This window comes from Thiopseudomonas acetoxidans, from assembly GCF_030362935.1.
In the GTDB taxonomy this organism is placed as follows: domain Bacteria; phylum Pseudomonadota; class Gammaproteobacteria; order Pseudomonadales; family Pseudomonadaceae; genus Thiopseudomonas; species Thiopseudomonas acetoxidans.
In genome coordinates, this window is the sequence record NZ_JAUCDY010000009.1 from 84,083 (window position 1) to 103,453 (window position 19,371).

General features: G+C 48.1%; 15 protein-coding genes and 1 pseudogene. 12 read left to right on the top strand and 4 right to left on the bottom strand.

From position 1 onward, the window contains the following. Window positions 1–46 precede the first annotated feature (46 nt). From QEZ41_RS08530 to QEZ41_RS08545, 4 genes and pseudogenes are all read left to right on the top strand, one after another. Window positions 47–643 (top strand): pirin family protein, encoded by a 597-nt coding sequence (locus QEZ41_RS08530; RefSeq protein WP_434556806.1) that lies wholly within the window; start codon window positions 47–49, stop codon window positions 641–643. A 159-nt stretch (window positions 644–802) separates the two neighbouring features. Beyond that, window positions 803–1,400 (top strand): annotated as a pseudogene (wrbA, locus tag QEZ41_RS08535) (NAD(P)H:quinone oxidoreductase). A 303-nt stretch (window positions 1,401–1,703) separates the two neighbouring features. Then, window positions 1,704–3,503, top strand: a complete 1,800-nt coding sequence (locus QEZ41_RS08540) for a GGDEF domain-containing protein (RefSeq protein WP_289411008.1) — start codon at window positions 1,704–1,706, stop codon at window positions 3,501–3,503. Window positions 3,504–3,579: 76 nt separating this feature from the next. Then, complete coding sequence (locus QEZ41_RS08545; protein WP_289411009.1) at window positions 3,580–5,535, top strand: methyl-accepting chemotaxis protein; 1,956 nt, start codon at window positions 3,580–3,582, stop codon at window positions 5,533–5,535. Between the two features lie 77 nt (window positions 5,536–5,612). Here QEZ41_RS08545 and QEZ41_RS08550 read toward each other — a convergent pair whose 3' ends face one another. Together QEZ41_RS08550 and QEZ41_RS08555 are read right to left on the bottom strand one after the other, a co-directional pair. Further along, on the bottom strand, window positions 5,613–5,822 hold the full coding sequence (locus tag QEZ41_RS08550; RefSeq protein WP_289411010.1) for a hypothetical protein: 210 nt from the start codon (window positions 5,820–5,822) through the stop codon (window positions 5,613–5,615). Then, window positions 5,797–5,967 (bottom strand): hypothetical protein, encoded by a 171-nt coding sequence (locus tag QEZ41_RS08555; RefSeq protein ID WP_289411011.1) that lies wholly within the window; start codon window positions 5,965–5,967, stop codon window positions 5,797–5,799. Before QEZ41_RS08555 ends, QEZ41_RS08550 begins: the two co-directional genes overlap by 26 nt. Before the next feature lie 213 nt (window positions 5,968–6,180). Between QEZ41_RS08555 and QEZ41_RS08560 the strand changes: the two genes are divergently transcribed. The 5 genes from QEZ41_RS08560 (at window position 6,181) to phoU (ending at window position 13,049) form a co-directional block, all read left to right on the top strand. After that, window positions 6,181–7,155, top strand: coding sequence for a PstS family phosphate ABC transporter substrate-binding protein (locus tag QEZ41_RS08560; protein ID WP_289411013.1), 975 nt, complete (start codon window positions 6,181–6,183; stop codon window positions 7,153–7,155). Between the two features lie 109 nt (window positions 7,156–7,264). Continuing rightward, complete coding sequence (locus QEZ41_RS08565; RefSeq protein ID WP_289411014.1) at window positions 7,265–9,541, top strand: ABC transporter permease subunit; 2,277 nt, start codon at window positions 7,265–7,267, stop codon at window positions 9,539–9,541. Window positions 9,542–9,588: 47 nt separating this feature from the next. After that, window positions 9,589–11,265 (top strand): phosphate ABC transporter permease PstA, encoded by a 1,677-nt coding sequence (gene pstA, locus QEZ41_RS08570; RefSeq protein WP_289411016.1) that lies wholly within the window; start codon window positions 9,589–9,591, stop codon window positions 11,263–11,265. A gap of 29 nt (window positions 11,266–11,294) precedes the next feature. Then, window positions 11,295–12,134 carry a phosphate ABC transporter ATP-binding protein PstB gene (gene pstB, locus QEZ41_RS08575; RefSeq protein WP_289411017.1) on the top strand — a complete coding sequence of 280 codons (840 nt, stop codon included), beginning with the start codon at window positions 11,295–11,297 and terminating at the stop codon, window positions 12,132–12,134. Window positions 12,135–12,302: 168 nt separating this feature from the next. Continuing rightward, complete coding sequence (gene phoU / locus QEZ41_RS08580; protein WP_289411019.1) at window positions 12,303–13,049, top strand: phosphate signaling complex protein PhoU; 747 nt, start codon at window positions 12,303–12,305, stop codon at window positions 13,047–13,049. Between the two features lie 54 nt (window positions 13,050–13,103). Here the strand turns inward: phoU and phoR are convergent, their stop codons facing one another. Together phoR and phoB are read right to left on the bottom strand one after the other, a co-directional pair. Then, window positions 13,104–14,402 carry a phosphate regulon sensor histidine kinase PhoR gene (gene phoR / locus QEZ41_RS08585; RefSeq protein WP_289411020.1) on the bottom strand — a complete coding sequence of 433 codons (1,299 nt, stop codon included), beginning with the start codon at window positions 14,400–14,402 and terminating at the stop codon, window positions 13,104–13,106. Between the two features lie 24 nt (window positions 14,403–14,426). Then, window positions 14,427–15,116 (bottom strand): phosphate regulon transcriptional regulator PhoB, encoded by a 690-nt coding sequence (gene phoB / locus QEZ41_RS08590; RefSeq protein ID WP_289411021.1) that lies wholly within the window; start codon window positions 15,114–15,116, stop codon window positions 14,427–14,429. 494 nt (window positions 15,117–15,610) lie between these two features. Here phoB and QEZ41_RS08595 point away from each other — a divergent pair, with 494 nt between their 5' ends. The 3 genes from QEZ41_RS08595 to QEZ41_RS08605 all read left to right on the top strand — a co-directional run bounded on the left by QEZ41_RS08595 (window position 15,611) and on the right by QEZ41_RS08605 (window position 19,208). Continuing rightward, on the top strand, window positions 15,611–15,970 hold the full coding sequence (locus QEZ41_RS08595; protein WP_289411023.1) for a hypothetical protein: 360 nt from the start codon (window positions 15,611–15,613) through the stop codon (window positions 15,968–15,970). Window positions 15,971–16,702: 732 nt separating this feature from the next. Next, complete coding sequence (gene nhaD / locus QEZ41_RS08600; RefSeq protein WP_289411024.1) at window positions 16,703–18,148, top strand: sodium:proton antiporter NhaD; 1,446 nt, start codon at window positions 16,703–16,705, stop codon at window positions 18,146–18,148. 136 nt (window positions 18,149–18,284) lie between these two features. Continuing rightward, on the top strand, window positions 18,285–19,208 hold the full coding sequence (locus QEZ41_RS08605; protein WP_289411026.1) for a ChaN family lipoprotein: 924 nt from the start codon (window positions 18,285–18,287) through the stop codon (window positions 19,206–19,208). Window positions 19,209–19,371: the final 163 nt, after the last annotated feature.

Sequence of the window (19,371 nt, forward strand, 5' to 3'; positions counted from 1 at the left end):
GACCCGCCATCATTTTTCTTTCGCGAATTATTACGATCCTAAACGCATGCGCTGGGGCCATCTGCGTGTCTGGAATGATGACATTATCGCCCCACATACAGGCTTTCCAGCGCATCCACACCGTGACATGGAAGTCATCACTTATGTACGCAGCGGTGCCATTACTCACCAAGACAGTTTGGGTAACCGTGGTCGCACTGAGGCTGGCGATGTGCAGGTTATGAGCGCTGGCAGCGGTATTATTCACAGTGAGATGAATGAAGAAAATGAAGCAACTCAGCTTTTCCAAATATGGATCATGCCTGACGAAAAGGGCTTGCCGCCGAGTTGGGGGACTAAGCCTTTTCCAAAGGAGCAGCGCAGTGGCTCTTTTATTACTCTGGCCAGTGGTTTACCGGGAGATACTGATGCGCTACCGATTCGTGCCAATGCTCGCTTAGTCGCGGCAACCTTGAAGGCTGGGCAAAGCACCGAATATCACATTGCCCCAGGGCGCAAAGTGTATCTAGTGCCAGCCAGTGGTGAGATCGAGATCAACAGTGTTGTCGCTGCAGCCGGTGATGGTGTGGCGATCAGTGATGAATCTTTACTCAAAGTCAGTGCTCAGCAGGACAGCGAAATCGTGCTGGTGGATGTCGCCTAAAATAGGCTATCCATGCTCAGTATGAAGGTGTAGTGAGTTGCGCTGACCTTAACATTGAACGTTTAACAGAAGCCTCGCTATCAAGGGACGTTTGGCAAGCGGCTTGTCTCGATTGGCAAACAAATCAACAACGTTAAATCTTAAAAGAGGAAACAAAAAATGACTAAAGTATTGGTTCTTTATCACTCAATGTACGGCCATATCGAAACCATGGCCAATGCGGTCGCTGAAGGCGCGCAGCGTCGCCGGTGTCGAGGTGACGGTAAAACGTGTACCAGAAACCATGGATGCGGAAATCTTTAAAAATGCTGGCGGTAAGGTGAATCAAGCGGCAGAAGTGGCGACACCAGCAGAGCTGGCGAATTACGATGCCATTATCGTTGGTACACCTACGCGCTTCGGCAGCATGAGCGGGCAGATGCGCAACTTCTTCGACCAGACCGGTGGCCTGTGGGCAAAAGCTGCGTTGGCCGGTAAAGTCGCCAGTGTTTTTACTTCAACAGGTACCGGTGGTGGCCAAGAAATGACCATTACCTCAACTTGGACCACGCTAGCACATCACGGCATGATCATTGTGCCAACCGGTTACACCACGCCCGAGCTGTTTGATATATCTCAGGTGAGTGGCGGCACGCCCTATGGTGCCTCGACGATTGCTGGTGGCGATGGCTTGCGTCAGCCTGATCCACGTGAGTTAGCGATCGCCCGTCATCAGGGTGCACATGTGGCTAAAATTGCCGCTAAGCTCAATGCGTAACAGCTAACTTAGCCTCACAAAAAGAGCCATACACCTCAAGATAGAAGGGTATGGCTCTTTTTTATTGGGCGCTAAAAAGTTCTCGAAAGACTGTAAGTGCACGGTTGCTAGCGTGCCCTGTCACCGTTTTGTCATGATGAACTGCTGTAATAATCACATCAATTAGCCATTGAGCCATTGGCGCATATCTGCAGTCGCTAAGAAATAGGGAGAACTCTCTCGGATGCCTTTGCACACTTATACAGTCAGATATACAGCACCGCTAATCGCCCACTTCTCTAAAGTTACAGGGGTTCATACTCGATGCAAAAAGAAAATGAATTGTTAATCATTATTAATGAGAAAATGATTAACACATATTTTCAACCGATTATTAGTGCTGATGGGCAGTCTATTTACGCCTATGAAGCATTAAGTCGTGGACCTTCAGGCAGCATCTTTTTTAGTCCGATTAATTTGTTTGAGCAAGCGAAGCAACAGCAAAAGCTGTTTGCTTTAGAAAGTGTCTGTCGAACGCAAGCCGTTGCGACATTTACGCAGCAGCAGTTACCTGGCAAGTTGTTCCTTAATGTATCGCCAGATACGCTTCTACAGCCCGATCACCATCGAGGTTTTACCCTTGAGCTGATTAACACTTTTGGTATCAGTCCAGAGCAAGTGGTAATTGAAATAACTGAGCATTCGCCAACCCATGATTACGAGCTGATGCGTCGTGCGGTTAAACATTATCAGGCGGAAGGGTTTTCTATTGCGCTGGATGATTTAGGTAGCGGCTATTCAAGCTTACGTCTCTGGTCTGAAGTCCAACCGGATTTTGTAAAAATAGATCGACATTTTATTAATGGCATTGAAAAAGACAGAGTGAAACGCGACTTTGTGCGTTCGATCATTGATATCGCGCGCTCGGTCAACAGCCAAGTGATTGCTGAAGGCATTGAAACCTTACAAGAGTTTGAAACCTTAAGCGAACTTGGTGTGGATTATTTGCAAGGCTATTACTTTGCCAAACCCAGCCCCATACCTGCACAACAGATTAGCAAAAGTGCACAAAAAATATGGCAGCAGGTCAAGCAAAGTCGTGAAATCTACCAGGAGCTGGAACAGATTGGCCAATTGAAATTGGACGTTAGCGCGATTGCTCCTGACCTGTGTATCGAAGAAGTGGTGTCAATATTTGAGAGTAACGAACACTGGCACTCTTTACCTGTTGTGGCAGATGGCGTGGTCATTGGGGTGATTAGACGCTCACAGTTGCTACAAACACTGAGTAAACCTTTTGGGCGTGATTTGTACGTTAAAAAAGCAGTTCGTCAGGTTTTGGATGATAAGTTTATCAGTGTGGAGCGGCATACTCGACTTGAAGTGGTTAGCCAATTAGTCGTGCAAAGAAATCGTCAGCAACTGCAGGACGACTTTATTATTACCGAGCAAGGTCAGTACTTTGGTGTAGGTCAGGTTATCGACTTATTAAAAATGATGACCGCGATACAGGTCAAAAATGCTAAAAACGCCAATCCACTGACTGGCTTACCAGGCAATCTGTTGATTCAAGAACATATTGATCAGCTGATCGCGAGTAAAAAACCCTTTGTCGCCTGCTACTTTGATCTCGATAACTTCAAACCCTATAACGACCAATATGGCTACGCCAAGGGTGACGTGGTTCTGCTGGGGGTCGCACAGTTACTGCAAAAGCATTGCCAGCCTGAACTTGATTTTGTCGGTCATGTCGGTGGTGATGATTATGTTGTGGTTTTTCGTAGCAGCAACTGGCAGTCCTATGTCCAAGCAGCGCTGGATGAGTTCAGGCGTCAGTGTTGTTCTTTTTATAATTCCCAGCATTTAAAAAATAATGGCATTTGGGCTGAAGACCGTTTTGGTGAAAAACGTTTTTTTAATCTAATGAGCATCTCTGTCGCTGCCATTGACTCAACATCGACACACTTAGATTCAGCGGCAACAGTGTCCAGCCGGCTGAGCCGGATTAAAGCTGAAGCGAAAAATACCATTGGTAATAGTTTAGTTGCTGAGCTATCCGGTGCGATTGTCCATCTTCCGACCGGATTTGAGCATCCACAGCTCAAAGTGGGCAGCAATGGTTAAGTACGAGCACTTGCATTGCTTGTTAACCAAGCAAACTGTTAGCAGCTGGTGTTGAGCAACTTATTAGGGGTTTGTCATGCGTATTATTACCATCAGTCGCATAGCTACTGTGATGCTGACTTTGCTAGCTCTCTCTCTAGCGGTGATTTTGTACTGGGGGCTAGATAAGCTTAATCAGTCTTTTGTCAGCACCTTGAATTACTCAGAGTTACATCGTCAGGTCGCCGTGGATGTGCGGACTAAAATCCAAACCTATTTAACTACCGGTGATGCGACTTTCAATAGCCAGGCATTGGCTGATTTAGATTATTTAAATCAACAGGTTCTGCCAGGTTTGCCAGCCAGCTTAGCCAAACAGCTCAAGCCTGTCGCCGATGCTCTGTATTCAGGACTCAGCAATGAGTTTTTAGGTGCTGGGAAACTGGCCGGAGATGAGCAAGCGTTACTCTATCAAAACGAACGAGAAACAGCTGCAGCGCTTAAACGATTGGAAAATTATGCATTAAAGGCAATAGAACAGCAGCCGCAGACGGCGATGGCGTATTTACAGGCAACCTTGCGCTTAACACGTTTGCTGTCAGAGATAAAAAGTTTGCGCGAAAAATTCTGGAGCAATGGTAACGATGTTTATGTGCAGCAAATCGACAAAGCTCGCGAGCAATATAACCAAGAATTGCAGAAGGTTGAGCGCTTGCCGCGTCTTGGCTTATACCCTGTAGAGCAAGAAAATGAGTATGCGAGTTTAGCGGGTTGGGCAGTGCGTGCAAAAAATGCTAATGCTGAAGAGCAAGGCGATGAGATTTTACGTCAACTCAGTAGTCTGCATCAGCGTTACCCTTTAGAAATGCAGCGCTCCATTCAAGGATTGCAGGCTCGGGCGGATAGCTCAAATCAGGTGAATCAGCTTATTAACAACCTTGAGCAAGAAATTATTCAAGGCCAGCAATACGTTAATCAGAGTAAAGATAAGATTGAATTATTGGTTAAAAATCTATTTTTTGCATTTGTCGCAGGGTTATTGCTGATGGCTGTGATGCTCTATGAGTTTCAAAAACGTTTTGTCATCAATAATCTGGCCAAGCTGCAGTCTGCATTAGCGGCATTGGTTGAGCAGGGTCATTTGAGTATGGTCGGTATGAACGCTGATCGTACAGAGTTGGGGCAAATTGCGGCGCTTTTTAATCAGCTTATTGCCAATATGCAACGGCAGCAGCAAGAAAAAAACCAGCAGCTACAAGATATCGGTGTCACGCTTGAGCAGTTGCTCAGCAGCTTCGATTCTATCATTACCAACGCTGACACCACGAGAGAGCAATTGCAGCAGGCTAGAGTTATCAGTCAAGAGCTTAATCAGTTAGCACAACAGGTTAACGACAGCTCCGCTAAAGTCAGACGCTTTGCTGAGGAAACCGCAAGCCTAATGAGCAATAGTGAGAATAGTGCCGGTGAAGTGGTCATTGCTGGCGAGCAAGCGATCAATAAAATTGATTTGAGCCAATTGGCGTTGCTCGATCTAGTTAAAGCGGTACAGCATGTGATGGGTATCCTCGATCAAATCAATCATATTTCCGACCAAACGAATTTATTAGCGATCAACGCGACTATTGAGTCTGCACATGCGGGTGAGCATGGCCGTGCCTTTGCTGTCGTCGCCGATGAAGTACGTCAGCTATCAAAAAAAACGCATCAAGCCGTCAGTCAATCGACAGAGCTACTTAGCGCGCTTAATAGCGTGACTGACCGTGTTAAGCAGCACATTGAAGCGGTTTCGCACTCTACTGAGTACCAGTGTGATTTGGCTAAGAGCCTACAAGGCATCTCTCGTCAGGTTGGTGAGCACTCGTTGCAAGCGTCACAAACGGCGCAACAAAGCTCAAGTCTCACCGAGCAACAATATCAAAGTGTTGCGAGTTTTAGCCGACAAATGCAGGCCATGGAGCAGAGCGCTAATGCTGGCAGCCAAGAAGTTAAGCAGTTGCGTGCCCATGTCAGTGAAAAAATTCAGTTTCTGCGCACCAGTTTAGGCGTGTAACTTAGCTGCCTGACCGCGTAAAGTGACCTTCAAATAAAGCACGTTTGCAACCTGTCTAAAAAGTGGTTTTTTGTGATTTAACCAATGCCACTGATTACCCTGAATTTGCGGTGGAAAAGCAGGGTGAGATGCTTAAGCAGCGTCACGATCGTTTGGCGTGTGTTTTGCGTGACATGGTACTGCTCGCGAGTCAGTTGTTGCTTGAGTGTGCTGGCGTCAGGTTTATGATACTGACTGGGAACAAAAGCTTTGACCGGCGCTTTATTCGGTGGTTGTCTGTTTAACATCGGCCAGTTGTTCAATGTGCTGTTGCAGAATCAACTGACCGGCGTTGGCATTGGCCAGAGGGTTCGAACCTAACAACAGCCATGCAGCGAGTACGCTGACAAAGATTAGAGCACAAATGGTTTTCCATTTTATGGACTGCAACATGGTTGTTTTCTCGATGAAAATCCAGATCGTAGTATGGCATAAATCATTTTTACTGAGTGCCCGACAGAAATACTCTGATAAATAAAAATGGCAATATCAGCATTTTCATGAAACTGTCATTTAAGCGTTTTAGGATGCAGTCATCGGATAGCACAGGCTTCCGTGCTGATGCAAAGGTATCAGATCAGCTTGATGAATCAATCGGAGATTTCTATGACTGCGAAAATCAAAGCACTTGCTACAGCGTTAACGCTTTGCACGGCGTTTTCCACGTTTTCAGCTACGGCTGCCGTGGATGCAAAGCTGCCCGACTATCAACGCGCCAGTGGTATTTCAGGCAACCTGACCAGTATTGGTTCAGATACCTTAGCCAACCTGATGACCTTATGGGCGCAAGAGTTTAAAAAGAATTATCCAAACGTCAATGTGCAGATCCAAGCCGCTGGTTCTTCAACAGCGCCGCCAGCCTTGGCGGAAGGCACAGCCAATATGGGGCCGATGTCACGGATGATGAAAGACAGTGAGATTCAAGCGTTTGAAGAGCGTCATGGCTACCGCCCGACAGCTGTTCCGGTGGCGATTGATGCTTTGGCTGTGTATGTGCACAAAGATAACCCTATTACAGGGTTGACCATCGAGCAAGTGGATGCGGTTTTCTCTTCAACACGACGTTGCGGTACTGGCAAAGATATTACGCGCTGGGGAGAGTTGGGCTTAACGGATGCTTGGACTGAGCGTCCGGTTCAGTTGTACGGTCGTAACTCGGTATCAGGTACCTATGGTTACTTTAAAGAAAAAGCCTTATGTAATGGCGACTTTAAAAATAACGTTAATGAGCAGCCTGGCTCTGCCTCGGTTGTACAGTCTGTATCTTCATCATTGAATGCGATCGGTTACTCTGGCATTGGTTACCGTACATCGTCGGTACGCGCTGTGCCTTTGGCGGTCAAAGCGGGTGATGCGTATATTGAGGCAACGCCTGAAAACGCGGCATCTGGCGACTTCCCATTAGCACGCTACCTTTATGTGTATGTCAACAAGCGCCCTAACCAAGCCTTAGCACCGTTAGATCGTGAGTTTGTCAAGCTGATGCTATCCAAGCAGGGGCAAGAAGTGGTTAACCGTGATGGTTATGTTCCATTGCCGTCCGCTGTGGTTGAGAAGTTGTATAAAGACCTTGAGTTGTAACAGCCGTTGGTCGATTTAAAAAAGGAGCTTCGGCTCCTTTTTTTGTTTGTCATTTAACTGTCACATAAAAGTCTTAAAGTGCAGGCAAAGTTTCTTCAAGGGTCAGGCTATGCAGGATATATCGTCGCTATTAGAGCAGGAACTCAACAGTCCAGGCATGCGCACTCGGCGTAATTTTCGTGCTTTGAAAGATCGCTTTGCGCGACGGGCAATTGCACTGGGTGGTTTGAGCGTGATTGTTGCGATTACGCTGATTTTCTTTTACTTGTTGTATGAAGTGATGCCGCTGTTTAAAAGCGCCAGCATTGAACAAGAAAGCAGTTTTGCGCTGCCAGAGTCGCTGCATGGCGATAAGATTCTGACCCTGTTCACCGAAGAGCAAAATGAAATTGCTGCGCTGCTGAGCGAAAGTGGCAAGCTGCTGTTTATTAATGCACACAACGGCCAGCCTGTCTCTGAACAGCAACTGCCGCTGCTGGATGCTGCAATTAGCAGTATTAAAGGTAAAACACCGGGCGATGACACGCTATTGCTGGGCCTCAATAATGGCCAAGCCCTGGCGCTGACAACCACTTTTAAAGTGGATTTTGATGCGCAAGGCCAGCGTTTGGGTGTTAAACCGCAGGTCACACAGCTGTTTAACGGAAAAACTGTGCCGCTTGACGCACAGCAACGCCCTTTGCACTACATTACCCAGCAGACAGCGCCTGGTGGGGTGTTGCTGGCCGGTTTAGTGGATAAGGGTGAGGTGGTAATGGCCTTACTGCGTCAGCGCAGTAATTTTATCACCGGTGAAGTACAGGAAACGCTAGAGCCTATCGAGTTTCCAAGTACCACGTTATATCAGCGTGTGTTGATCGCACCGGACCATCACTACATGTTTGCCTTGCGTAGTAGCGGGCATTTGGATGTGTATGATTCAAGGGATCTGCACAATATTGAGCTGGCGCAGACCTTGGCATTGGTTAAACCTGGGCAGCAGGTGACCCAGATGATCTTTCAGCTGGCGCAGCAATCGTTATTAATCGGTGACTCACAAGGGCAGATTACGCAGTATTTTATGGTGCGCGATGAGCACAATCAGCAACAGCTGACGAAAATTCGCACCTTAAAACTAGCCGATGCACCGATTAAAGTTCTGGAAGCTGAGCAGCGCCGCAAGGGCTTTGTGGCCGTGGATGATCGCGGTCGGGTCGGGCTGTTTAATACCACTGCAGAGAAAAAGGCGATTGATCAGCCGCTGCTCGATGCAGCGCCGCTGCTGGCGGCCTTAGCGCCACGCGCCTCAATGTTGTTAATGCAAGATGCACAGGGGGTTTTTCACCGTTATGCGATCGACAATCCGCATCCAGAAACCTCGCTGAAATCACTCTGGGGCAAAGTGTGGTACGAAGGTTATAGCGAGCCGCAACATACCTGGCAGTCGTCATCAGCCTCTAACGAGTTTGAACCTAAGTTCAGCCTCACACCGCTTGCGTTTGGCACCTTGAAAGCAGCGTTTTATGCGATGTTGCTGTCGGTGCCACTGGCGGTGTGTGGCGCAATGTACACTGCCTATTTTATGGCACCCGCGGTGCGGCGCAAAATCAAGCCAGTGATTGAATTAATGGAAGCCTTGCCGACCGTTATTTTAGGTTTCTTTGCGGGCTTATTCCTTGCACCCTTTATGGAAACCCACTTGCCCGGAGTGTTTGCCGTGCTGCTGCTGATGCCTTTGGGTATCGTCACCTTTGCTTTTGCTTGGGCGCAATTGCCTGAGCGTATCCGTGATCTGATTCCTGAAGGCTGGCATGTGGTGGTTTTAGTGCCGCTGGTGATGTTGCTGGGGTGGTTGTCGTTTAGCGTAAGTCAGCCGCTGGAACTGTGGTTTTTTAATGGCGATATGCGCAGCTGGCTGAGTAATGATCTAGGTATTGATTTTGATCAGCGCAATGCCATGGTGGTCGGTTTTGCCATGGGGTTTGCGGTGATTCCAACCATTTATTCGATTGCTGAAGATGCCTTGTTTGGTGTACCGAAATCACTCAACCATGGCTCTTTAGCCCTTGGCGCAACGCCTTGGCAAACCTTAGTTAGGGTGGTGTTGCCGACCGCCAGTCCAGGTATTTTTTCTGCGGTGATGATCGGTATGGGGCGTGCGGTGGGTGAAACCATGATCGTCTTAATGGCCACCGGTAATACGCCAGTGATGAGCGCCAATATTTTCGAAGGGATGCGTACTCTGGCAGCCAACATTGCCGTGGAGATGGGCGAGTCAGCACTGGGCAGCAGCCATTATCGAATTTTGTTCTTAGCTGCCTTAGTGCTGTTCTTATTTACCTTTGTGGTCAACACCTTGGCCGACTTGGTCAGACAACGTCTGCGTAACAAATACAGCACGCTTTAATAGGCCATTTTTACGAGCAGATTGACACAGGTTTAGGAGCAGAGAAGATGCAGGTTTCGCTGAAAAAATGGGTGGCCAGTGGTAGCCCTTGGGTATGGTTGAATGCGGGGGCAGTTGCCATCAGTGTGGTGCTGGTCTTGGGCTTATTGGGTGTGATTGCTTCGCGAGGGTTAGTGCATTTTTGGCCTGCCAGCCTGCAACAATACCAATATACCGATGACCAAGGTATGCACATCCCAGTGTTGGGTGAGCGAGTACAGCGTGAACAAGTGACTGCAGAACAGATTCGCAATGCCGGCGTGTCGGTACCGCAAGGGATGCAGACTCTTGATCGTCAGTTGATTAAAGTGGGTAACCGCGAGCTGTATGGTTCGGACTTTCGCTGGGTTTTAGAGCATCAGCTGAGCGATCTGCAATACCCTAAACATGCGGTGGCTTTGGAGCGCCGTGAGTGGGGTAATTTTTATGGCTACATTGTCGGTATCAAAGAAAATGGCCAGCTGATTGCTGAACAAGAGCCCGGTCAGAATCAACTTTGGGATGAAGTGCAGCGCCGCGCTGAGCGTGCCGGTGACATTTATCAGCGTATTCAAAGTTTAGAAGGTGGAACGATTGCTGCGCTCAACTATGAGCTGGAAAAGCTGCGTATCGCAGAGCGCAGTTTGCAACTGCAAGGTCAAGACAGCGCACAAAACTTAGCCGAGTTACAGGCGCAAAAAGCCCTATTGCAGGCCGACTATGCTACGCAAGAAGCGGAGTTGATGGCGCTGTATACGCCCTTCAAGCGTGACACCTTGCTGTTAGTCAGCGCTGATGGCCAACATAAAGAAGTTAACTTCAGCGAAGTGGTACGTCTCTATCAGCCTAACGCGCTGAGCCTATGGCAGAAAGTGCAGCACTACGTGTTGAAACTGGTGGAGTTTGTCTCTGACGATCCACGCGAAGCCAATACCGAAGGTGGTATTTTCCCAGCGATTTTTGGCACCGTGCTGATGGTGATGATTATGTCGTTGATCGTCACACCTTTTGGCGTGATTGCCGCCGTGTATCTGCGTGAATACGCCAGCCAAGGGTTAATGACCCGCATTATTCGCATTGCCGTGAATAACCTTGCCGGCGTGCCATCCATTGTCTATGGCGTGTTTGGCTTAGGCTTTTTTGTCTACTTTCTTGGTGGCAATTTAGATCAGCTGTTTTATGCCGCTGCTTTGCCGGCGCCAACCTTTGGTACCCCAGGTTTACTTTGGGCCTCGTTAACCTTGGCATTGCTGACCTTACCGGTGGTGATTGTCGCTACCGAAGAAGGTTTGTCACGGATTCCACGCTCGGTGCGTGAGGGCTCGTTAGCATTAGGTGCAACCAAATTTGAAACATTAATGCGTGTGGTGATCCCAATGGCCAGCCCTGCGATGATGACGGGCGTGATTCTTGCGGTCGCGCGCGCCGCCGGTGAAGTTGCACCGCTGATGCTGGTGGGTGTGGTCAAGTTAGCACCCAACTTACCCTTGGATTTCAATGCGCCGTTTCTGCACTTAGAGCGCAAGTTTATGCACTTGGGCTTTCATATTTATGATGTCGGCTTTCAAAGCCCCAACGTCGAAGCGGCGCGCCCTTTGGTGTATGCCACTGCTTTAATGTTGGTTGTGGTGATTGCCGTGCTCAATCTTACCGCCATCGGTATTCGTAATCGTCTGCGCGAGAAATTCCGTGCGCTGGATATGTAATTGATTTTTTATTTTCTCAAAAGGCAGTCATGATGAACTCAACCACAGCCGCATCCCATGCCATGAAATTCACCGCACTGGGCCGTTCCGTACAGCAACTGAGCTTGGCCGATGAAACGCCCTGTATTGATGTCAACAATATGCATCTGTACTACGGTGACAGCAAAGCCTTGAACGGCATCACCATGCAAATCCCGAAAAAACGCATCACCGCTTTTATTGGCCCGTCGGGCTGCGGTAAATCGACCTTATTGCGCTCGTTTAATCGTATGAATGATTTGGTCGATGGTGTGCGCATTGAAGGCCAAGTGACCATTGATGGCCATGATATTTATGCTAAAGGTGTCGACGTGGCTGATTTGCGTCGCCGCGTTGGCATGGTGTTTCAAAAGCCTAATCCGTTCCCGAAAACCATTTATGAAAACGTCGCTTATGGTTTGCGTATCCAAGGCATTAAAAATAAGCGTTTACTGGATGAAACCGTGGAATGGGCGCTGCGTTCGGCAGCCATTTGGGATGAAACCAAAGACCGTCTGCATGAGTCTGCTTTAGGTATGTCCGGTGGTCAGCAACAGCGTCTGGTGATTGCTCGCACCATTGCCGTCAAGCCAGAAGTGTTACTGCTGGACGAGCCTGCTTCGGCATTGGACCCGATCTCTACCTTGAAAATTGAAGAATTGCTCAACGATTTAAAAGACCGCTTCACCATTGTGATCGTCACTCACAATATGCAGCAAGCAGCGCGCGTCTCTGACTACACCGCGTTTATGTATTTGGGCCAACTGCTGGAATTTGATAACACTGATACCGTGTTTACCAACCCCGCCAACAAGCAAACCGAAGATTACATTACCGGTCGTTATGGCTAGAGATTCGCTAAACATGCATTCCCATAGCCTTGTTGTAGATGAGGGCCTTGAGCGCTGGGCATGGATCTTGTAGGAGCGGGCCATGCCCGCGACCGAGAATGGCAGCGTGACAGAATGAGACTCTAAAAACATTGCATATAATTATTTATCCACAGGTGAGCAGGTGATATGAAAATGAATCAAGACAGCCATAGCACGCATATTTCCCAGAAATTTAATCAAGAACTGGAAGAGATCCGCAGTCAGCTGCTAGAAATGGGCGGCATGGTTGAGCAGCAAGTTAAAGATGCGGTGCAATCATTACTCGATGGTGACAGTCAATTAGCCAGCGAAGTGCGCGCCAAAGACCATCAAGTCAATCAGTTGCAGTTGAATATCGATGAGTACTGCACACAGATTCTTGCCCGTCGTCAGCCCGCCGCTTCAGATCTGCGCTTGGTGCTGGCGGTGATTCGTGCCACCGCTGATCTGGAGCGCATTGGTGATGAAGCCAGTAAAGTGGCACGTGCGACCTTGAAATTGGCCGAAGAAGGCGCTTCACCCTGTGGCTATATTGAAGTGCGTCATTTGGGCAATCATGTAAGACAAATGGTGCAAGATGCTTTAAATGCGTTTGCGCGCTTTGACAGCAAACAGGCGCTGGCCGTATTGCGCGAAGATGAAAATGTCGATTTAGAATACCGTTCAGCCACACGCGCTTTAATCACTTTTATGATGGAAGACCCACGCTCCATTTCACAAGTGATGAGCATTATGTGGGTGCTGCGTTCATTAGAACGCGTCGGTGATCACGCCAGCAACATTGCCGAATATGTGATTTATCTCGTGGAAGGGCAAGATGTGCGTTACAGCGAAATCGAGCAGATTGAAGCTGCCATTGCTCAACGTGGACGCTCGCTGCAGCCTAATAATTAAGGGTTAGCCTTAAGTGTTTTACATGCGTTACAGGCGGTGACTGCCAAGCGCCGCTTATGACGCATGGGCTAATAACGTTTGGCTAAGTGGGAAGCAACAGGTAAAACAACTGCCGTGCGCCGCGCTACTGCTAATCTGTAAACGCCCTTGGTGGCGCAATAACACATGCTTAACAATCGCCAATCCCAAACCTGTGCCACCGGTTTGGCTGGAGCGACTGCTGTCGACACGATAAAAACGCTGCGTGAGAAAGGCTAAGTGTTTGCTATCAATACCTGGGCCGTTATCTTTGACCTCAAGAAAGGCTCCGTCTGGGTTGTAATACCAACGCAGTTCAATAGTGCTGCCGTGCGGAGTGTATTTAACCGCGTTGAACACCAAATTAGAGAAAGCGCTGCGCAACTCACTGGCAGAACCGCGCACATATAATTGCTGATCCACATCCAGCAGCACTTGGTGTTGATGCCCTGATAATGCCAGTGCATCGAGCCGGATCGCGTGCAAAAGCTCGGCAACGTTAATTGGCTCGGCTTCAGCCTTGAAATCACTGGTTTCTAATCGCGATAGGGTCAGCAGATCGCAGACCAAGTGTTCCATACGTGCAGACTGTTGCGTCATGAGCGCCAAACCACGTTGCCATTGCGCAGGCAGTTCATCGGCATAGTCACTGAAGGTTTCTAAATAACCGGATAGCACAGTTAAAGGTGTGCGTAGTTCGTGTGAGACATTGGCAATGAAATCTTGGCGCATGCGCTCAAGGCGGCGCATTTTAGTGCAATCGCGGATGAGTAACAGACGTTCGTTTTGCCCGAATACAGTAATTTGATACTCAAGCAAGCGTTCTTCATGGATATGCGAGGGCAGTATTAAAGGCTCAAGGTAGTTTTGACTTTCATAGTAGTCAACAAACTGCGGTTGGCGCAGCAGATAGGTGATCGGCTGACCGCGATCGCTGGCGGCAGATAACCCCAGTAACTGTTTTGCAGCCTCATTCCACCACTCCAAATCACCTTTGTGATCAATCATCACCACACCATCGCGTAATGCTTGACTGGAGTCTTGGATGCGCTTGAGCAGTTGAGTGAGCTGTTGTTGATCGGCTTTTTGACGGCGCTGGTAATGGTAGATGCCGTCAAAAACCTCACCCCAGAGCCGCTGTGCTTCAGGTGGTGCCTCATGCGGAGCTTGTAACCAGCGGGTTAAGCGTTGTAATTGCCAAATGTGCTGGCCCAGCAGTATCAGCAGCGCAATCGCAGCCCCCAATGCTGGATGATCCCACAGATAGCCGAGCCCAGCGGCAAACAGCACCCAGCCCAGCAGACGCAGAAGTTCTTTTTGCAATAAGCGCTTCATAAATGACCGCTGATCATTATTTGATTACACCTTGGTGGAAAAACGATAGCCAGTGCCGCGCACAGTTTGCACCAAATGCTCGTGTTTTGTGCCTAGCGCCAGACGTAGGCGGCGAATGTGCACATCGACGGTACGTTCTTCAACATAAACATTACCGCCCCACACATAATCCAGCAGTTGACTGCGAGTGTAGGCGCGCTCAGGGTGAGTCATGAAAAACTGTAACAAGCGAAACTCTGTAGGGCCAAACTCTAACTCGGTGTCGCCAGAACTGACCCGGTGACTGCTGGGGTCTAAACGCAAGCCCTCAATCTCTATCGACTCATCAATACCGGCTGTGGCCGTACGACGTAACACAGCCTTTAAGCGGGCGATCAGCTCGCGCGGCGAAAAGGGCTTGGTGATGTAATCGTCAGCGCCGGCTTCCAGACCTTGGATTTTATTGTCTTCTTCGCTGCGCGCGGTGAGCATAATAATGGGGATATCGGCATACGCTGTTTCCCTTTTTAAACGACGCGCCAACTCGATGCCACTGACGTTCGGCATCATCCAGTCGAGTAAAATAATATCCGGCTGATGATCAACGACAATCGCGTGCGCATTCTGTGCATTGTCAGCTTCTAAACAGCGGTAGCCCGCCATCTGTAAAGCCACTGCAATCATCTCGCGAATTGCAGCTTCATCATCCACGATGAGTACTGTTTTACCGGTCATGAATTAGTCCTGTCCTTCACTATGAAATATGTCATGAGTATTACAACGTGCGAAAGTGACAGAATGATGACAAAGCGTGTTAGCGAACAAGAGCAGGCGTTGCTCTTTCACCTCAGGTACCGATATTTGTCACTGTGTGAGCTTGGTGATAAGGGTTAAGGTGCTGTGCTACGTCTCGAAAAGATATGGATCGCTTGGCTTTATCATAGTGACACTGTTGGTGAGTGTTATGCTTTTTAGTGTAGCAGTTGCTTGCTTTTTCAGCCTGAGCAAGGCAGCGATTATGACACACCGTATAGTTCAGCCGCAAACATCTAGGGCTACATGATGCACGGCTATCATAGGTTGTTGATGCAGAAAGCTTGGCAGACCTTGGGGTCGTTTTTTCAGCAGCGCGGGCAGCGTTATTTTGGCTCGATTTCCAGTCCAGAGCTCAGTCAAATCCATTGCTCACGGCTGTCAGCGTATTTGGCCTAGGGTAACCTCAGTTTGCATTGCTGCAAGGTCAACTCGATAAAAGCAACTTTACTCTGGTGCGGCGTTTACAAGAGGCCTGTGTCGAGCTGCTCAATGGGTTGAGCACAGATATAGAGGCGCTGATTGCTGCAGCAGAGCAGGACCTTCAGGGTAAGGCGCAAGTGGCTGTCAGTATGTTGCAGCATCTTTTCCCTTTTCAAGTTGCCTTGTATCAGCGCTGTATTTTACTGGCCACCACGAAGAAGTTTGATGGCAGCGTAACTCTGCTGCGCCAAAGTAAAGATGGGCATTTAGTACACTATACGCGCCCTTTGGATTGCCTATTAGGGCAGAAAAAAGTCTTGCCAGACAACCCGCTGGGAGAGCTGGCGCAGTAGCCAAAAGATGAACGCATAGACGCATTAGAACGCAGTATTTTGTGCATGATGCAGACTCACCTGTTGCCTTGCGCGATATTCGTTTTACGTTGGTACTGAATGAGGAGCATGATGCTTATGCGATCTTTCAGCAAAACGTCACTTAAATACTGCTCAATGAAGATGTGCAATTACCTTCATTATTGCCTTCGGAGGGTGCATTCTATCTAGCTGGGCTGTGGGTGCAGGCCGCGCAGTATACACAAATATGAACACCGCTGTAAGCCATGATTTCAACCTTGGGCCCTGCTCTGCGAAGTTAACCTAACGCTTTTTTGTCTACAAATTTCATTTTTCATTCGTTTGTTAGTCAGTTGCTCGATCCGCTCGCTCATTATTTTTATTGCTTCCGTAATGCGTGTGTTTTGCTCAAGCAAAATCATCATGCACGTGTTTTCTGACGATGAAGTAGCAAGAGTGGTTGTGCAATAAGCCACTCAACCAGCCACAACAATAGACGGATTATTTTTCCAGCGTCGTTTAAAAAACGATGACACTCCTAGGTGTGTAGCAATGCAGCCGCAATAGCTCAGTTAATGCATGAAGCACTAGTAAAAATTGTTTTAAATAAGCTTTTATAAAAATTGCTTAGCACACCCATGCGTAACACTTCACATTTTGTTACTATTTGTAGCCATACCGTAGCGCTTATCTTGCACTACGCTCCTTTAGGCCACACTTGAGAAGAATTTTATGCTACGAAGTTTATTTATGTTTGTTGCTGCGCTTTTATCAGCGCCTGCGTTCGCGGCTGAATCCCTTGAAACAGTACCGCATTTAAATGCTACAAGTACCCTTGCTGGTTATTTGGCTGTTTTTGTCTTTGCCATTGCTTATTTGGTGGTCGTGGCCGAGGAAAAACTACAGCTGCGCAAGTCAAAACCTGTTTTAATCGGTGCGGGTATTATCTGGGTTCTGGTTGGGATCGTGAGTACGGACCCCTCCGCAACAAAAGCAGCTTTTAGCGCTAACTTCCTCGATTTCAGTGAGTTGATGCTGTTCTTGTTAGTTGCTATGACCTATATCAGCGCTATGGAAGAGCGCCGCGTTTTCGAGGCATTACGTGCATGGATGGTACGCAAAGGCTTCAGCTATCAGACACTTTTCTGGGTCACTGGTATTCTCGCGTTCTTTATTTCACCTGTAGCCGATAACTTAACCACCGCCTTACTCATGTGTGCAGTGGTACTTAAAGTGGCTGAAGGCCAAGACCGCTTTATCGCTATGTGTTGTATCAATATTGTTGTTGCAGCAAACGCAGGTGGTGCGTTTAGTCCCTTTGGTGATATCACCACGCTAATGGTTTGGCAGGCTGGTAAAGTTGAGTTCTTAGAGTTTTTCGATCTCTTCTTGCCGGCGGTAGTCAACTTTGTGGTTCCTGCCTTAGTGATGAGCTTCTTTATTCCTAAAGGTAAGCCAGCAAGTATCAGTGAAAAAGTAGAAACCAAACGAGGCGCTAAGCGCGTAATGGCGCTTTTCTTACTAACAATTGTTACTGCAGTCTGCGGTCACCAATTCTTAGGCTTACCGCCTGTATTTGGCATGATGGTCGGCTTGGGTTACTTACAATTCTTCGGTTACTTCCTACGCATGAGCTTGCCATCTTCGTTAGCTAAAAAACGTACCATTGCTGAACAAAAAGCTGACCAAGAAAAACTACGTTATTTAGGTAGTGTGGTACCTTTTGATATTTTCAAAAACGTTGCCCGTGCCGAGTGGGATACCCTATTATTCTTCTATGGCGTGGTAATGTGTGTAGGTGGCTTAGGCTACCTTGGCTACTTGCAGCTAGTGTCAGTCATGTTATTTGACGGCGTTGGTGCAACTTGGGCTGCATTTGGTATTGGTGTTATTTCTGCCGTAGTGGATAACATCCCGGTGATGTTCGCGGTACTGGAAATGAACCCTGTGATTAGTCACGGCCATTGGTTGCTGGTTACTTTAGCTGCTGGTGTGGGCGGTAGTTTATTGTCTGTAGGCTCAGCATCTGGTGTGGCACTAATGGGCGCAGCCCGTGGTCATTACACTTTTATGAGCCACTTGCGCTGGATGCCGGTGATTTTCTTAGGCTATGTTGCCAGCATGTTAGTCCACCTATGGTTAGGAGACATCTTGGGCGTGTTTGACATATACGGTTAATCTCCCCTCGATACAAAAAAGAGCGCTGGATGAGCGCTCTTTTTTTTGCCTTAAATTGGGTGATTTATGTAACCTAGCTTGTCGTTGTAAGGCATTCTATTATTTTCACAATTTTACGACGTTCTTTGGAGTGGGTATGCGCTGGTTATTGTTAACGCTAGGTGGATTGCTAGGGGCCTGCCAGGTTGCACCTTTAGAGTTCGAAGATTCCATGCGCGTAAGCACTGAGCGTACCTTACCTGAATGGCAGAGCCCGCGTGAACGCAGTCATCCACGGGTTGGAAAAATTGTGGACCTGCACAGCCGTGCTCAAGTAACAGTGGAGCATTTGATTAATGAATTAGCAGATGCGCCATTGGTATTGCTGGGCGAGAAACACGATAACCCGGATCATCATGCATTACAGCTATGGTTGTTACAGGCGCTTGAGGCGCGACGTCCACAAGGCTCTGTGGTGATGGAAATGCTCACGCTTGATCAGCAAACAACAGTCAGTCAGGTGCAAAGGCAGATACAGAGCGGTGAACAGGCTGAGGATTTACCCCAAGCATTAAACTGGCATTCAGGTTGGGATTGGCAACAGTATGCCGCCTTGGTATCCCATAGCCTGCAGCAACCTTATCCATTACTGGCGGGCAATTTAAATCGTGACGCCTTGATGGCGATTTATCGTAACCCACCGCAGTTAACAGGCGTTGAGTCGACACGAGCCGATGTAATCGAGCATTTAACTGAACAAATCCGTGAAGGGCATTGTAATAAACTGCCTGAGGCGCAATTACCTGCGATGCTAGCCGTGCAACAACAGCGCGATCGCAGTATGGCGAAGGTTTTACTTGAAGCGCCCAAGCCAACATTGTTAATCGCTGGTGCCTATCACGTACGTTACGATCTGGGCGTACCCTTGCATATCCATGACTTGCAGAATGCAGAACCGCTTAAACAGATCGTTGTTATATTGGCTGAAGCCGATCAAGAAGTGGACAGTGGCAGTGCAGATTTTATCTGGTATACACCAGCGGTAGTTGAAACGGATTATTGCGCTGACATAAAAGAGTAACTCTTGCGCGATAAAGCCTAGGTTAGCCACAAGTTTTTAGCAGGTTAGCGCGCTGGTCAGCTTCTGTGAAAATCTACTTCTGTAAAGATCAGCTTCTGTGGGAGCGCAACTTTTGCGCGATTAAGCCTAGGCCAGCATAAAGCTGCAGGCAAAGCACATATTC

Coding starts and splice junctions, on each gene's coding strand:
- QEZ41_RS08530 (WP_434556806.1), top strand. CDS start 47: ATGCGCTGGGGCCATCTGCGTGTCTGGAATGATGACATTATCGCCCCA.
- QEZ41_RS08540 (WP_289411008.1), top strand. CDS start 1,704: ATGCAAAAAGAAAATGAATTGTTAATCATTATTAATGAGAAAATGATT.
- QEZ41_RS08545 (WP_289411009.1), top strand. CDS start 3,580: ATGCGTATTATTACCATCAGTCGCATAGCTACTGTGATGCTGACTTTG.
- QEZ41_RS08550 (WP_289411010.1), bottom strand. CDS start 5,822: ATGTTAAACAGACAACCACCGAATAAAGCGCCGGTCAAAGCTTTTGTT.
- QEZ41_RS08555 (WP_289411011.1), bottom strand. CDS start 5,967: ATGTTGCAGTCCATAAAATGGAAAACCATTTGTGCTCTAATCTTTGTC.
- QEZ41_RS08560 (WP_289411013.1), top strand. CDS start 6,181: ATGACTGCGAAAATCAAAGCACTTGCTACAGCGTTAACGCTTTGCACG.
- QEZ41_RS08565 (WP_289411014.1), top strand. CDS start 7,265: ATGCAGGATATATCGTCGCTATTAGAGCAGGAACTCAACAGTCCAGGC.
- pstA (WP_289411016.1), top strand. CDS start 9,589: ATGCAGGTTTCGCTGAAAAAATGGGTGGCCAGTGGTAGCCCTTGGGTA.
- pstB (WP_289411017.1), top strand. CDS start 11,295: ATGATGAACTCAACCACAGCCGCATCCCATGCCATGAAATTCACCGCA.
- phoU (WP_289411019.1), top strand. CDS start 12,303: ATGAAAATGAATCAAGACAGCCATAGCACGCATATTTCCCAGAAATTT.
- phoR (WP_289411020.1), bottom strand. CDS start 14,402: ATGAAGCGCTTATTGCAAAAAGAACTTCTGCGTCTGCTGGGCTGGGTG.
- phoB (WP_289411021.1), bottom strand. CDS start 15,116: ATGACCGGTAAAACAGTACTCATCGTGGATGATGAAGCTGCAATTCGC.
- nhaD (WP_289411024.1), top strand. CDS start 16,703: ATGCTACGAAGTTTATTTATGTTTGTTGCTGCGCTTTTATCAGCGCCT.
- QEZ41_RS08605 (WP_289411026.1), top strand. CDS start 18,285: ATGCGCTGGTTATTGTTAACGCTAGGTGGATTGCTAGGGGCCTGCCAG.